The organism is Streptomyces sp. SS7, assembly GCF_037993025.1.
In the GTDB taxonomy this organism is placed as follows: domain Bacteria; phylum Actinomycetota; class Actinomycetes; order Streptomycetales; family Streptomycetaceae; genus Streptomyces.
This window is the reverse complement of record NZ_CP141223.1, coordinates 842,165-855,916: the sequence shown is the minus strand read 5'-3', so window position 1 is coordinate 855,916 and position 13,752 is coordinate 842,165. Positions and strand designations below refer to the sequence as shown.

Below are 13,752 nucleotides of genomic sequence, written 5' to 3'. Positions count from 1 at the left end.
TCCCCGCGCCCCTCAGGGTGCGTCGCGTGCCGCCCTCACCCGGGTGCCGCCGTCCACCAGCAGGTCCGCGCCCGTGATCCATCCGGCCTCGTCCGAGCACAGCCACAGGACCGCCCCGGCCACGTCCTCCGGCTCGCCGATCCGGCCGAGGGGGAGGCCCGCCGCGACGGCGCCCTCCCTCGGCTCCCACACGAACCGTGCCATCTCGGTCCGCACGAGGCCGGGGGAGACCGAGTTGACCCGGACCGCCGGGCCGAGCTCGCCCGCGAGCTGCTGGGTGAGGTGGAGGAGGGCCGCCTTGCTGGTGCCGTAGGCGCCGACGCCGGGGCCCACGTGGCCCGCGCCCTCCGTGCAGATGTTGATCACGGTTCCGCCGTGCTCGCGCATCCAGCCGTGCCAGGCGCACTGCGCGAGGCGCAGCGGGGCCTCGACGTTGACGGTGAAGGCCTCGCGCCACAGGGCCGGGTCGGCGTCCATGAGGGGGCCGTACGGCTGGTTCGTCGCCGCGTTGTTGACCAGCACGTCCAGGCGGCCGAAGGCCCGCAGGCACAGGTCGGTGAGCGCCTCGGGGTGCCCGGGGTCCGCGACGCTCCCGGGCAGGCCCACCCCGCCCAGCTCACGGGCGGTCTGCCGCACCTCGTCGGGGTCGCGGGCGCTCACGCACACCCGCGCGCCCGCCTCCGCCAGTCCCCGTGCCACCGCCCGGCCGATGCCCCGGGTGGCGCCCGTGACGACGGCGGCCCTGCCGTGCAAGCCGTACGACGAGGTCATCCGGGTACGGTCTCACGGCCTGCGCTCAATCGACAGCCCCGAGACGGGAGTTGCGGGCGGCGATCAGCTCCAGGACCGTGCGCCAGTCCTCCAGGACCCCCGCGTCGACGTCGGGGGAGCGGCCGTCCTCGTCGGCCTGGTGGAGACGGGCCAGGTCGTCGTCGCCGCCGCGCCAGGGGTGCAGCCGGAGCAGACGGGCGACGCGGGGGCCGAGCAGCGGGCGTACCGCCTCCGCCGTGCGCTCGGCGCGGCCGGTGGGGTCGGCGGGGCGCAGGAGGTGGCCGATGGGGTGGACCAGGCCGGTCAGCTGGAGCTCCTTGTCCGCGGGGCGACTTCGGCGCAGCAGCGCCGCCGTCTGCAGCGCGTGGTCGTGCAGGTCGACCCCGTGGGCCGGGCCGCCCGGGGACTCGGGCACGCCCCGGCACGCGTACAGCAGGTCCATCAGCTCCTCGACGCTGCGCAGCTCCATGCGTCAGTCCTCCCGCGAGACAGCCGTTCGGTACCTCAGCAGATCATGACGTGCTTGCGACGGGGCGAACGGCACCTGAACGACGCGGCCGGACGTCGCCCGAACGGGCCTCTATCCGCCGTACGAGTGAACTCGACCGGCGCGAAACCACCGAAAAGTGTTCAATTCACCTCAGTGGAGACGTAGGTGACACGCCATGGTTACCTCAAATTTTCGGCGCTATCGAGCAGCACCCCGCTCATTTGGTTAGTCTGTATCGACGGACAGCAGGACGGAGTGCCACCCCCACCCACCGTCCGTCCGGGACAAGCCGGTTCACCACGGCCAGCTCTCCTGGGAGTCATCGGCACCACCGCGTCGCCACCGACTCCAGCCCGACCCGAGGGAGCGTGAAGCGCCGGACCGCAGACTGGCCGGCACGCCCCGAGGGTGACCCGACACATAAGGAGTGCGCGGTGACACCGGAGAAGACGAATCGCGAGCAACGCCCCAAGGAACGCACGGAGCGCGCCGGCCGCAGGCCCGGCGAGATCGGCAGCCTCGACGTGTGGGCGCGCTCCGCCCCGATCCGCCTGGCCGGCTACGAGGACGACCTCGCCGAGGACCACATCCTGCCCAGCGTCGACTGAGCCGCCCGGCGCCCCGACGGCGCGCGCTCAGTCGAGCGGCGCCGTCCGCGTCCAGGGACGCAGCCCCTCCAACTGCTCCGCGACCCGGAGCAGTTCCGCCTCGGACCCCGGCCGCCCCACCAGCTGGACGGCGGCCGGCACCCCCGAGGGCAGCGCGCCGAACGGCACCGCCATCGCGGGCCACCCGGTCAGGTTCCACGGCGGTGTGAGCGGCGAGTAGTTCGTGTTCACCAGCACATTGCGCAGCCAGCCCCGCTCGTGCCACTCCTGGGCCCTCGGTGAACGCCGCGCCAGCGCCGGCGTGAGCAGGATGTCGTACTCCTCGAAGAACGGCTCCAGGCGCCGTCGCAGCTCCTCCCGCGCCGAGCCGCCCCGCACCCCGTTCAGGAAGCGCCGGCCGAGGGCCGCGTGCACCCGGGTGCGCCGGGTCAGCAGCCGGGGGTCCAGCGGGGCCGCGTCCACGGCCGTGCCCGCCGTCCAGTGGGCCAGCGACGTCACGCCCAGCGACAGCGGAAAGCTCGGGTCGGCCCGCCGTACCTGATGGCCCGCCTTCATCAGCACCCCGGCGGCGTCCCGCGCCGCGTCCGCGTACGGGGCGCTCACCGTGACCCCCGCCAGCGGGCTGCGCACCGACACCGCGATCCGCAGCGCGCCGGGCTCGCCCTCCGGCCGTACGGCCCCCGTGTCGTCCGCCAGGACCGACAGCATCAGCCGGGCGTCCTCCACCGTCGTGGCGAGCGGACCGTTCTCCGACATCCCGAACCAGTCGCCGTCGCCTATGCCCGCCGGCACCACCCCGTGCCCCGGCTTGATGGTCACCAGACCGCAGTTCGCGGCGGGGATGCGCAGGGAGCCCATGCCGTCGTTGCCGAGCGCGATCGGCACCATCCCCGCGGCCACCGCCGCCGCGCTGCCGCCGGAGGAGCCGCCCGCCGTGCGCGAGGTGTCCCAGGGGTTGCGGGCCGTGCCGTGCACGCCCTCGGTGGTGCCGAAGACACACAGCTCCGGCACGTTCGTCAGCCCCACGACCACCGCACCGGCCTCCCGCAGCCGGGCCACCGTCACATGGTCGGCGCCGGCCGGCGTGTCCCGGGTCGCCGCCGAGCCGACCCGGGTCGACTCGCCCCGCACCGCCAGATTGTCCTTGACCGCCACCGGCACCCCGGCCAGTGGCAGTTCGGCCAGATCGGAGCGGGCCGCCACCTCGTCCGCCTCGGCGAGCGCGGCCTCGGACCGCACCACCCGGAACGCCCCGACGCGGTCGTCCAGGCGGGCGATCCGGGCGAGGTGCTCTGCCACCACCTCCCGCGGGGTGACCCGCTTCTCCCGCACGGCGGCGGCGATCTCGACGGCGGTCCGGCCGACCCAGGTGGTCACGGCGACTCCTTGGTGCTACTGGTGAGTACGTAAGGAGAAACCATGCCCGGCCGAGCGGCCCGCGTCGAGAGGCCGCCGGGGAATCCGGTCAGGAACCCACCTGCGCCCGGAGCCACTCCTCCACCTCGCCGACATGCGCGGCCGCCGCCGCGCGGGCCGCCTCGGGGTCGTGCGCGGCGAGGGCGCGGTGGATCGCGGCGTGCTCGCGCCGGGTGCGGTCGAAAGCGCCCTCCTCGCGGTAGCCGCGCCACACCCGGGCCCGGAAGGTGTGCGAGGACAGGCCCTCCAGGATCGCCGCCATCGTCTCGTTCCCCGCGGCCTCGGCGATCGCCCGGTGGAAGGCGAGATCGTGGGCGAGGATCTCCTCCGGGTCCTCGGTGGCGTTCATCGCCGTCAGGTGACCCTCCACCACGGCCAGTTGACCGGGCGTGATCCGGGCGGCGGCCAGCGCGGTCGCCGTCGACTCCAGGACCCGCCGCACCTCCAGCAGCTCCACCAGACGCGGCCCGCGCGAGAGATCGGCGACCACCCCGAACGTCTCGAGCAGATCACCGGCCTGGAGCTGGGTGACGTAGATCCCGGAACCGTGCCGCGCCTCCAGTACGCCGAGGACCGTCAGCGCCCGGATCGCCTCCCGCATCGAACTGCGGGAGATGCCCAGCTGGGCCGCGAGATCGCGCTCGGTCGGCAGCCGCTGGCCGGGCTCCAGCAGTCCCTCGCCGATCATCGCCTTGATCCGCTCGATGGCGCGCTGCGTCACCGTGCCCCTGGGGGCGGCGCTCCCTCCCTGCCGCGGCTCGTCCACGTGCCCACTCCTCCTCGCCGGTGCCGCGCAGTCTAGTCAGGGATGTGGTCGGACCACTTGGGGCCAACACTGCCCATGGAACCCGGTCGGGGCCTGTTGCGGCGGGAAGTGGTCTGATAAATATGCGGCTGGCGTACCGAGCACGAACGCCACCCGGTCCGGGCGGCACCTGGCGGTCCGCCCGGCCTCGCCGCACGGAAGGAGAACGAGGCGTGAGCGACTTCGCGGGACTGAGGGCCCTGGTGACCGGCGGCGCGTCCGGCATCGGCCGGGCCACCGCCGCACTGCTGGCCGAGCGCGGCGCCCGGGTCGCCGTCCTCGACCGGGACCCCGCCGGCGTCGACGGGCCGATCCTCGGCTACCGCGCCGACCTCGCCGACGACACCGCCGTCCGGGAGGCGGTCGCGGCGGCCGTCGCCGACCTCGGCGGCCTGGACGTCCTGGTCAACAACGCGGGCATCGGCGCCCAGGGCACCGTCGAGGACAACGACGACGCCGAATGGCACCGCGTCCTCGACGTCAACGTGATCGGCATGGTCCGGGTGACCCGCGCCGCCCTGCCCCACCTGCGGCGGTCGCCGCACGCCGCGATCGTCAACACCTGCTCCATCGCCGCCACCGCCGGCCTGCCCCGACGGGCGCTCTACAGCGCGGCCAAGGGGGCCGTCCTCTCGCTCACCCTCGCCATGGCCGCCGACCACGTCCGCGAGGGCATCCGGGTCAACTGCGTCAACCCCGGCACCGCCGACACCCCGTGGGTCGGCCGGCTGCTGGACACGGCCGACGACCCGGCCGCCGAACGCGCCGCCCTGGAAGCCCGCCAGCCCACCGGCCGCCTCGTCAGCCCCGCCGAGGTCGCCGGGGCCATCGCCTACCTCGCGAGCCCCCTGTCCGGCGCCACCACCGGCACCGCGCTCGCCGTGGACGGCGGGCTGCAGGGCCTGCGCCTGCGTCCGGAGGCGGCCCGGTGACCGCCCTCGGCCGCAGCCCCGTCCAGGTCACCGGCCTGGCTCTCGGCACCGCACCCCTCGCCAACCTCTACACCGAGGTGTCCGAGGAACAGGCCCACGACACCGTCGCCGCCGCCTGGCGCCACGGCGTGCGCTACTTCGACACCGCACCGCACTACGGACTCGGCCTCGCCGAACGCCGCCTCGGCGCCGCCCTGCGCGAGCACCCGCGCTCGGCGTACACGGTCTCCACCAAGGTGGGCCGCCTCCTGGAGCCCTCCGCGGCCGGGGGCGACGACCTCGCCGACGGCTTCGCCGTGCCCGCCACCCACCGCCGCGTCTGGGACTTCAGCGCCGACGGCGTACGGCGCTCCCTGGACGCCTCCCTCGAACGCCTCGGCCTCGACCGCGTCGACGTCGTCTATCTGCACGACCCCGACGACCACGCCGAACAGGCCTTCCGCGAGGGCTACCCCGCCCTGGAGAGGCTGCGCTCCGAGGGCGTGGTCGGGGCCATCGGCGCGGGCATGAACCAGACCGGGATGCTCACCCGCTTCGTCCGCGAGACCGACGTCGACGTGGTGCTCTGCGCAGGCCGCCACACCCTGCTCGACCAGCGCGCCGCCGCCGCGCTGCTGCCCGCGGCCCTGGAGCGGGGCGTGTCCGTCGTCATCGGCGGCGCCTTCAACTCCGGGCTGCTCGCCGATCCCCGCCCCTCGGCCACCTACGACTACGCACCCGCCCCGCCCGAGGTGCTCGACAGGGCGCTGCGGATGAACGCGGTGGCCGGCCGGCACGGCATCACGCTGCGCGCCGCCGCCCTGGCCTTCTGCGCCGCCCATCCCGCGGTCGCGAGCGTCCTGGTCGGCGCCCGCTCGGCGGCGGAGGCCGAGGACTGCGCCGAGCAGTTCGCCGCCCCCGTCCCCGAGGCCTTCTGGCAGGAGCTGCGGGACACCGGACTGCTCCACGCCGACGAGCCGTCATGAGGGCCGCCGCCCCGCACACCGACCACGTCGGCCGGGGCACCGACGCGGGCCCGTCCGCCGTGCGGCAGCTGCCGTGACCGTGGACGCCCACCACCACGTCCGGGACCTGTCCGTACGGGACCAGGACCGGATCGCGGCGGGCAGCCCGCTCCGCCGCGACCTCACCCTCGCCGACCTGGAACCCGCCGCCCGCGCGGCCGGGGTGGAGCGCACGGTCCTCGTCCGGACCGTCACCGTCACCGTCACCGTCGCCGAGGAGACCCCCGAGTTCCTCGCGCTCGTCGCCACCCACCGCTGATCACGGGCGTCGTCGGCCGGACCGACCTCACCCGGCCGGACACCGCCGCCGCACGCGCCCGGCTGCGCGACCTGCCCGGCGGCCGGTCCGCAGGCGATCCGCCACCAGGTCCAGGGCGAACCCGACCCCGATCCGGCTGCTGCGCCCGGACGTCCGGCGGGGGCCGGCCGCCGTGGCGGCGGGCCTGGTCCACGACCTGGTCGTCCTCCCGCACCGGCTCCCCGCCCGCACCGCGGCCGCCGCCGCCCTGCCGCAGCTCACCTGGTGGGCCCCGCCGACGCGAACCGCTCTTCGAGCGCACCGCGGACCCGCGTCTACGGCCTCTGAGCCGCCGTCGTCAGCCGGGTCGGTGGCAGGTACTCCCGCACGTAGGTGCGGTCCCAGCACGCGCCCGTCTCGCGCAGTTCCCGCCAGGTGGTGTACCGGTAGCGGAAGAGACGGGCGCGGACGTACCGCGGCGGCTCGCCGGGCGGGAACGGCGAGCGGCGCAGCAGCCTCAGCGTGTCGCGGTCCTCCGCCAGCAGCCGTTCCACCAGCGCGCCGAACCAGGGTCCGGCGTAGGCGGGGGAGAGCGCCGCGAACCACATCAGCCAGTCCAGGCGCAGATGGCCGGGCGCGAACTGGCGCGGCCAGTGCCGGGGATCGCCCGGCTTGCCCCGGAACTCGTACTCCCGCCAGTCGGAGTCCTCCCGCGGTACCTCGTCCCGGGTGCCCTCGACCACCACCTCGTAGCGGATCCGGCTCACGCTGCCGAACGCGCCGTAGGTGTTCACCAGGTGCAGCGGATCGAAGGAGCGGTTCATCACCTGGCGGCGGGAGAGCATGTTGACCACCGGGTGGTAGCTCAGGAGGACGACCAGCGCCGCCGCGAGGAGCACCACGACCTCGTACCAGACCGGCGGGCCGGCGAGCCGCCGGTGGTCCGTGGGCAGGGCCAGCGCGGGCACCGCCAGCACCACCGTGATCCAGTTCAGCCAGGCGAAGTTCCCCGACAGGATCAGCCACAGCTGGGTCAGGATCATCAGCGCCGCGGCCGCGGTGGCCACCGGCTGCGGCGCGAACAGCAGGAAGGGCACCACGAGTTGGGTGACGTGGTTGGCGGCCGCCTCCACCCGGTGCAGGGGCCTCGGCAGATGGTGGAAGAACCAGCTCAGCGGGCCGGGCATCGGCTGGGTCTCGTGGTGGTGGTAGAGGCAGGTGAGCTTCCGCCAGCAGGCGTCGCCCCGCATTTTGATCAGCCCCGCCCCGAACTCCACCCGGAACAGCAGCCAGCGCACCAGGAAGAGCACCACGACCGGCGGGTCCACCCGGTCGTTGCCCAGGAACACCGCGAGGAACCCCGTCTCCAGCAGCAGCGACTCCCAGCCGAAGGAGTACCAGGTCTGGCCGACGTTCACGATCGACAGGTACAGCGCCCACGGCACCAGCCACAGCAGCATCCCCGCCCACAGCGGCACCAGGGCGTCCAGCCCCGCCAGCAGCGCCGCAGCCACCGCGCACCCCGTCCAGGCGCAGCCCGCGAACAGCCGGTCGGAGTACCGCCACTGGAACACACTGGGTGCCGCCCGGAACGGCACCCGCTCGACGTAACGGGGAACCGGCAGCATCCCGCGCTCACCCAGCAGCGCACGGAACTGCAGGGCCGCCGTCAGGAACGCCACCAGGTACACACCGGCCAGCGCCCGCTGGAACACCAGCCGGCTCAGCCAGTAGTCGGGTGCGGTGAACCAGTCCACGGCCCTGCGCTCCTTCGTCTCGTCGCGACCGTCGTGACGGTGCGTCCCCATGCTCTCCGTTTGCGTGACCCGCGCGGGTGAAGCAGACAATAGTGGGCGAAATGTCCGCACTCCGTGGGAGGTCCGCCGTGCGAGTACCCGTGGCGACCGCCGCCGTCTGTGCGCTCTCGGCCGTGCTCCTCGTCACCGGCCGCGTCGGTGCGGGGGAGGCGGAGGGGAACGGCACACCGCCGGACGCGGGCGCCGTCCGGCCCGCCGCGGAGGAGCGGGGCCTCCCCGACGCCGAGGGCGTCGGGCCCGAGACCGTCCCCGAGACCCCCGACCTGCCCGACGGCGGCGGGCTGGTCCCGGACGGGCCCGACGAGTCCGGCACCACCGAGCTGGTCGACGGCGTCGCCCTGGACTGACCCGGCCGCCCGGCCCGACGCAGAAGTCGAAGAATCGGACGAATCCTGGCAAGGTGGCCCCATGGTTCATCGGGGAGCGAGCGCCCTGTCACTCCCGGGCGACTGGCCCGCCCACCCGGATCCGATCCTGGCGCTCAACGGCATGGGCAGCTTCGACTGGGACCTGGACTCGGGGCTGTTCCACATGGACGCCCGGGCCCACGAGATCTTCGACCTGCGGCCCGACGAGTACGACGGCGACCCCGCCACCCTCGCGGTCCGGGTACCGCCGAACGAGGCCATCCGGCTGGACGAGCTGGTCTCCCAGGCCATCAAGGACGGCAGCGAGAACTACGGCGCCTACTTCCGCCTGCGGCTGCGCGACGGCAGCCTGCGCTGGACCCACACCCAGGGCTACATCCGCCGCGACGGCACCGGCCGGCCCCGCCGCATCGTCGGCATCGTCCGCGACGCCACCGACGAACTGAGCGACCTCGCCGCCCGCGACGAGGCGGCCGCCCTCGACGACGCCCGCCGCGAGCAGACCAACGTCGTCCAGCTCACCACCGCGGCCCTCGCCCACGCCCGGACCGTGCAGGACGTCATCGACGTCCTCAAGGACACCCAGGGCCTCACCCACCTCGGCGCCACCAGCCTCGTCATGGGCCTGGTCGAGGCCGGGCGGATCCGGCTGGTCGCCGAGGGCCCCGAGGGCAGCTTCGTCCCCGGCACCCTGGTCACCCGGATCGACGAGCCGTACCCGATGAGCGAGGTCGTGCGCACCCTCACCCCCCGCTTCATCGAGTCGGCGGACGAGTTCGCGGCCGGCTACCCCGTGCTGTGGCCGCACATCACCGACCTCAGGATCACCTCGGCCGCCTATCTCCCGCTGATCGTCCAGGCCCGCCCGATCGGCGCCATGGGCCTGCTCTACAGCAACCGCGAGGGCTTCACCCAGGAGGAGCGCAACATCCTCGTGGCCCTCGGCAGCAGCATCGCCCAGAGCCTCCAGCGCGCGATGTTCTACGAGCAGGAGAAGGACATCGCCCAGGGCCTCCAGCAGGCCATGCTGCCGCGCACCATCCCCAGCGTGCACGGCGCCGACGTCGCCGTCCGCTACCGCGCCGCCACCATCGGCGGCACCCTCGGCCGCGACATCGGCGGCGACTGGTACGACCTGATCCCGCTGCCCGGAGGCCGGGTCGGCGCCGTCATCGGCGACGTCCAGGGCCACGACACCCACGCCGCCGCCGTCATGGGCCAGCTCCGCATCGTCCTGAAGGCCTACGCCGCCGAGGGCCACCCCCCGGCCACCGTGATGGCCCGCGCCTCCGTCTTCCTGCACGAACTCGACACCGAACGCTTCGCCACCTGCCTGTACGCCGAGGCCGACCTGTCCACCGGCGTCGTCCAACTGGTGCGGGCCGGCCACATCGACCCCCTGCTGCGCGCCGCCGACGGCACCTGCCGGCGCGTCCACGTCCCCGGCGGCCTGCCGCTCGGGCTGTCCGCCGAGTTCGGCGGCCTGGAGTACCCCGTCGGCACCATCGAGCTCGACCCCGGCCACATCCTGCTGCTCGCCACCGACGGACTGGTCGAACAGCCCGGCGCCGACCTCGACGACGGCATGCGCGGCCTCGCCGCCCTCGTCGCCGCCGGCCCCGACGACGTACGCGGCCTCGCCGACCGGTTGATCGACGTCGCCGAGGAGCGCGACGGGGACGACGACGTGGCCCTGCTCCTGCTGCGCCGGCGCGGCCTCGACACCCCGCAGACCGGCGGACGGCTCCAGCAGCACGTCGCCCCCGGCGACCCCGAGGCCCTCACCGCGGCCCGGCACATGATCCGGGCCGCCGTGCGCGCCTGGGGCGCCGGGGACCGCGCCGACGAGATCGAACTCGTCGCCGACGAACTGATCACCAACGCCCTCATGCACACCGAGGGCGCCGCGATCCTCACCCTGCGGGTCCTCACCGGCGGCGACCGGCGGCTGCGCGTCGAGGTGGAGGACTCCTCCAGCGCCCTGCCGCGCCGCCGCGAGGCCGGCGAGAACGGGGTCTCCGGACGCGGGCTGCTCCTGGTCGACCTGCTCGCCGACGTGTGGGGCGTGGAGGCGCGCGGCGGCGGCAAGTGCGTGTGGTGCGAGTTCGCCGTGCGCGAGCGCGACTGACCTCCCGTGGCACCCTGGACCCATGCCGGAACTTCCCGAGGTCGAAGCGCTGAAGGACTTCCTGACGGAGCACGTCGTCGGCCATGAGATCGTGCGCGCCCTGCCGGCCGCCGTCAGCGTCCTGAAGACGTACGACCCTCCCGTCACCGCCGTCGAGGGGCACGAGGTCACCGCCGTGCACCGGTACGGCAAGTTCCTCGGCCTGGAGACGGACGGCGGCCTGCATCTCGTCACCCATCTCGCCCGGGCCGGCTGGCTGCACTGGAGGGACCGCCTCCCCGACGGCCCGCCCAAGCCCGGAAAGGGCCCCCTCGCCCTGCGGGTCGCCCTGGAGACGGGCGAGGGCTTCGACCTCACCGAGGCCGGCACACAGAAGCGGCTCGCGGTGTACGTCGTCCCCGACCCGCAGCAGGTCCCCGGGGTCGCCCGGCTGGGCCCCGACCCGCTCGCCGCCGACTTCGACGAACCCCGCCTCGCCGGGCTCCTCTCGGGGGAACGCCGGCAGCTCAAGGGCGCACTGCGCGACCAGAGCCTCCTCGCGGGCGTCGGCAACGCGTACAGCGACGAGATCCTGCACGCGGCGCGGATGTCCCCGTTCAAGCTCGCCGCCTCCCTGACCGAGCCGGAGACCCACACCCTGTACGAGGCCCTGCGCACCACCCTCACCGAGGCGGTCGAGCGGTCACGGGGGCTGGCCGCCGGCCGGCTGAAGGCCGAGAAGAAGAGCGGACTGCGGGTGCACGGCCGTACGGGGGAGGCCTGTCCGGTGTGCGGCGACACCATCCGCGAGGTCTCCTTCAGCGACTCCTCGCTCCAGTACTGCCCCACCTGCCAGACGGGCGGCAAGCCGCTCGCGGACCGGCGGATGTCACGGCTGCTGAAGTGACCCCGGGCGGCGCCGCCGCCCGGCTCACCAGATGCTGTTGGTGATCGGGTACGCGATCGCCATGATCACGCCGACGACGAGCGCCGGGACGGCCAGCAGCCGCGCCGTCCACACCACGGAGGTCGTGGTGCTCGCCGTGGACGCGGGGTAGAGGCGGGGGCGGGTCGTCAGGTCGCGCCGGGCGAGCGCGCACAGCAGCACGGCCACCGCCGCCGTGACCAGGGAGACGACGAGCGCGGGCAGCATCCCCGAGTCGCTGATGTGCTGTCCGAGGTCGCCCTTGAGGTCGTGCAGCGCCTGTACGGCCGTCTTCGCCTTGTACACGGCCCGCGCCGCGGTGCCCACCGAGGCCACGGCCAGCACCAGGGCGACCCCGGCGAGCACCGGCGCCCGCTGCGAGGGCTGCACCCGCTCCTGCCCCCCGGTCACCGCCGGGGTCCCCGGGGCCTCCTCGGCCACGGGCGCCCGCCGCGGCACGGGCGTTCGCCGGGTGGCGGACGGGGCGGGCCCGAGCGCGGGCTCCGCCACGGGCGCGGGTTCGCGGACCGGAGGGGGTTCGCGCAGGGGCGGGATGCCGTGGACCGGCGTGGCGGCCGCCTCCCGGCGGCCCGGGGCCCCGCCGGTGTCCGGGCCCCCTCCGTCGTCCCCCGGGGGCCGTGTCGCCGCACCGCGCTCCGGTGGGGCCGGGGGCCCTGCGCCCCCTCCGGATCCGGCAGCCGCCGGGACGCCGACCGCACCGGAACCGTCTGCCCCAGGACGGTGCGCATCGGGACGGTCCCCGTCGACACGGTCCGGACGGACACGGTCCGCGTCGGCCGGGGGCGCGCCCTGCTCGGTGGCCTCGGGTACGACCCGGCCGGTACCGGAGCTCTCCGGTTCCGCGGTGGCCTCGGGCACCTCGGGCACCTCGGGCGCCGCAGGCACCGCGGGGGTCCCGCCCCGTCCGGTGCCGCGCTCCTCCTGCCGGGGCGGCGGCGGTGGCGGCGGCTGCTCCGGTTCGGGTGCGGGCAGCGGGGCCGGCGCCGGTACGATCTCCGCCTCCACCTGGAGGGTCACCTCGCCGGTGACGACGCCCTTCAGCAGCAGCTCCCCGCTGAGCCGGCCCGGCCGGGAGGTGTCGACGGCGACGTCCAGGCCCTCGGGCGACTCCTCCGCCCGCAGCCAGCCGCCCGCCTCGGCGACGGGATGGAAGGTGCAGGCGCGGGCGAGGGGCGGGCCGAGCAGATGGACCGGCCGGTGCGGGGTCGCGGAGCCCTGCGGCACCCGGCCGAAGTCCATCCGCACCGGATCGGGCCGCAGCGCGGCGTCGGCCAGTGCCTTGCGCGCCTCGTCCGAGACCACCCGGATGTCGTTCTGGACGATCTCCTCCAGGGCCTCGCACGCGCCCAGCGCCTTGGCGAGGTCGGTGCTCTCCATCCAGGCGCGCAGCTCGGCGACCGCACCCAGCCGGGTGTAGAAGTTGGCGGCCTCCATGGCCTTGCGCAGGGCGGGCGGCACGGGCTTGGCCACGATGCGCCGCCGTCGGCTGTGGGCGAGGTACATGTCGCCCTGCATGTCGACGGTGCGGCCCGGCGTCTGGTGGGGGCTCTCCCGCCGGACATGGTCGAAGACGTACTCGTACAGCTCGTCCAGGGACACCTCGCCGTCCGCGTCGAGGTCGGCCTCCCCGGTGGTCAGGCCCTCCACGACGGCGTGGGTGAACACCGAGGGCCGCGGTGCGGCGGTGCGGGTGAGCTGGGTGCCCTCGAAGGCGTACTCCATGGAGTTGGAGGCGGTGATCACGGCCCAGCCCCGGCCGCCGCCGAGCTTCTCCCCGGCGAACGACTCCAGGACATGGACGTCCCCCGCGGCCCGGACCGAGGACGAACCCCGGGAGAAGGCGCCGCCGTAGCAGCAGTCCAGGAAGAGCACGGTCCGCTTGGCCCGGGTGCGGAACATGCAGTGCCGGACGAACTGCGCCGAGACCGCCGTCGCCTCCAACAGCCGCGGTTCGGTGTCCCGGGCCGCGAAATAGAGGGATCCGGATTCGCTTTTCAGGCCGTGGCACGAGAAGTGCAGCATCAGGGTGTCCTCGCGCCCGCCCTCGGAAAAGAAACGCTCGATGCCGCGCCGGATGGCGTCCACCCGTTCGTTCCTCAACACTTCCACATCGAAATCGCCGACCTCGGGATCGCCCAGGACTTCCGCGAGGGAAACGGCATCCTGCGCCGGTGCCCGCAATTGTCCGAGGCCCTGGTCGTCGTACCGGTCGTTGGCGATGATCAGCGCATGCCGGGTGGTGGTCATGGC

Annotated in this window: 12 protein-coding genes and 1 pseudogene; 7 read left to right on the top strand and 6 right to left on the bottom strand. The window is 74.5% G+C overall.

Annotated features, from left to right (window positions below; all coding sequences use genetic code 11):
• Positions 1-12: 12 nt before the first annotated feature.
• Entirely contained in the window at positions 13-771 is a 759-nt protein-coding gene (locus U5640_RS03990; RefSeq protein ID WP_340374407.1) for an SDR family oxidoreductase, read from the bottom strand.
• Between the two features lie 25 nt (positions 772-796).
• The gene (locus tag U5640_RS03985; RefSeq protein WP_067254374.1) at positions 797-1,240 is read right to left on the bottom strand and encodes an inositol oxygenase family protein; all 444 of its coding nucleotides are present in this window, start codon (positions 1,238-1,240) and stop codon (positions 797-799) included.
• 455 nt (positions 1,241-1,695) lie between these two features.
• Here U5640_RS03985 and U5640_RS03980 point away from each other — a divergent pair, with 455 nt between their 5' ends.
• Positions 1,696-1,869, top strand: a complete 174-nt coding sequence (locus U5640_RS03980) for a hypothetical protein (protein ID WP_107103433.1) — start codon at positions 1,696-1,698, stop codon at positions 1,867-1,869.
• 27 nt (positions 1,870-1,896) lie between these two features.
• Here U5640_RS03980 and U5640_RS03975 read toward each other — a convergent pair whose 3' ends face one another.
• Together U5640_RS03975 and U5640_RS03970 are read right to left on the bottom strand one after the other, a co-directional pair.
• A complete protein-coding gene (locus U5640_RS03975) occupies positions 1,897-3,246 on the bottom strand; it encodes an amidase family protein (RefSeq protein WP_340374406.1) in 1,350 nt (449 codons plus the stop codon).
• A gap of 88 nt (positions 3,247-3,334) precedes the next feature.
• Positions 3,335-4,051 carry a FadR/GntR family transcriptional regulator gene (locus U5640_RS03970; protein WP_340374405.1) on the bottom strand — a complete coding sequence of 239 codons (717 nt, stop codon included), beginning with the start codon at positions 4,049-4,051 and terminating at the stop codon, positions 3,335-3,337.
• 212 nt (positions 4,052-4,263) lie between these two features.
• On the opposite strand from U5640_RS03970, the gene U5640_RS03965 reads away from it, so the two are divergent.
• The 3 genes and pseudogenes from U5640_RS03965 to U5640_RS03955 all read left to right on the top strand — a co-directional run.
• Complete coding sequence (locus U5640_RS03965) at positions 4,264-5,022, top strand: SDR family oxidoreductase (protein ID WP_340374404.1); 759 nt, start codon at positions 4,264-4,266, stop codon at positions 5,020-5,022.
• Positions 5,019-5,987, top strand: coding sequence for an aldo/keto reductase (locus U5640_RS03960; RefSeq protein WP_340374403.1), 969 nt, complete (start codon positions 5,019-5,021; stop codon positions 5,985-5,987). Before U5640_RS03965 ends, U5640_RS03960 begins: the two co-directional genes overlap by 4 nt.
• Before the next feature lie 73 nt (positions 5,988-6,060).
• Positions 6,061-6,550 (top strand): annotated as a pseudogene (locus U5640_RS03955) (amidohydrolase); the annotation flags it as partial.
• Between the two features lie 49 nt (positions 6,551-6,599).
• On the opposite strand, the gene U5640_RS03950 reads toward U5640_RS03955, so the two are convergent.
• Positions 6,600-8,021 carry a lipase maturation factor family protein gene (locus U5640_RS03950; RefSeq protein ID WP_340384920.1) on the bottom strand — a complete coding sequence of 474 codons (1,422 nt, stop codon included), beginning with the start codon at positions 8,019-8,021 and terminating at the stop codon, positions 6,600-6,602.
• 128 nt (positions 8,022-8,149) lie between these two features.
• Here U5640_RS03950 and U5640_RS03945 point away from each other — a divergent pair, with 128 nt between their 5' ends.
• The 3 genes from U5640_RS03945 to U5640_RS03935 all read left to right on the top strand — a co-directional run bounded on the left by U5640_RS03945 (position 8,150) and on the right by U5640_RS03935 (position 11,463).
• Entirely contained in the window at positions 8,150-8,428 is a 279-nt protein-coding gene (locus U5640_RS03945) for a hypothetical protein (protein WP_340374402.1), read from the top strand.
• Between the two features lie 61 nt (positions 8,429-8,489).
• Positions 8,490-10,577, top strand: a complete 2,088-nt coding sequence (locus tag U5640_RS03940) for a SpoIIE family protein phosphatase (RefSeq protein WP_340374401.1) — start codon at positions 8,490-8,492, stop codon at positions 10,575-10,577.
• Between the two features lie 22 nt (positions 10,578-10,599).
• Entirely contained in the window at positions 10,600-11,463 is an 864-nt protein-coding gene (locus U5640_RS03935; RefSeq protein WP_340374400.1) for a DNA-formamidopyrimidine glycosylase family protein, read from the top strand.
• A 24-nt stretch (positions 11,464-11,487) separates the two neighbouring features.
• On the opposite strand, the gene U5640_RS03930 is transcribed toward U5640_RS03935, so the two are convergent.
• Positions 11,488-13,749, bottom strand: a complete 2,262-nt coding sequence (locus tag U5640_RS03930) for a caspase family protein (RefSeq protein ID WP_340374399.1) — start codon at positions 13,747-13,749, stop codon at positions 11,488-11,490.
• Positions 13,750-13,752: the final 3 nt, after the last annotated feature.

Coding starts and splice junctions, on each gene's coding strand:
- U5640_RS03990 (WP_340374407.1), bottom strand. CDS start 771: ATGACCTCGTCGTACGGCTTGCACGGCAGGGCCGCCGTCGTCACGGGC.
- U5640_RS03930 (WP_340374399.1), bottom strand. CDS start 13,749: ATGACCACCACCCGGCATGCGCTGATCATCGCCAACGACCGGTACGAC.
- U5640_RS03985 (WP_067254374.1), bottom strand. CDS start 1,240: ATGGAGCTGCGCAGCGTCGAGGAGCTGATGGACCTGCTGTACGCGTGC.
- U5640_RS03940 (WP_340374401.1), top strand. CDS start 8,490: ATGGTTCATCGGGGAGCGAGCGCCCTGTCACTCCCGGGCGACTGGCCC.
- U5640_RS03935 (WP_340374400.1), top strand. CDS start 10,600: ATGCCGGAACTTCCCGAGGTCGAAGCGCTGAAGGACTTCCTGACGGAG.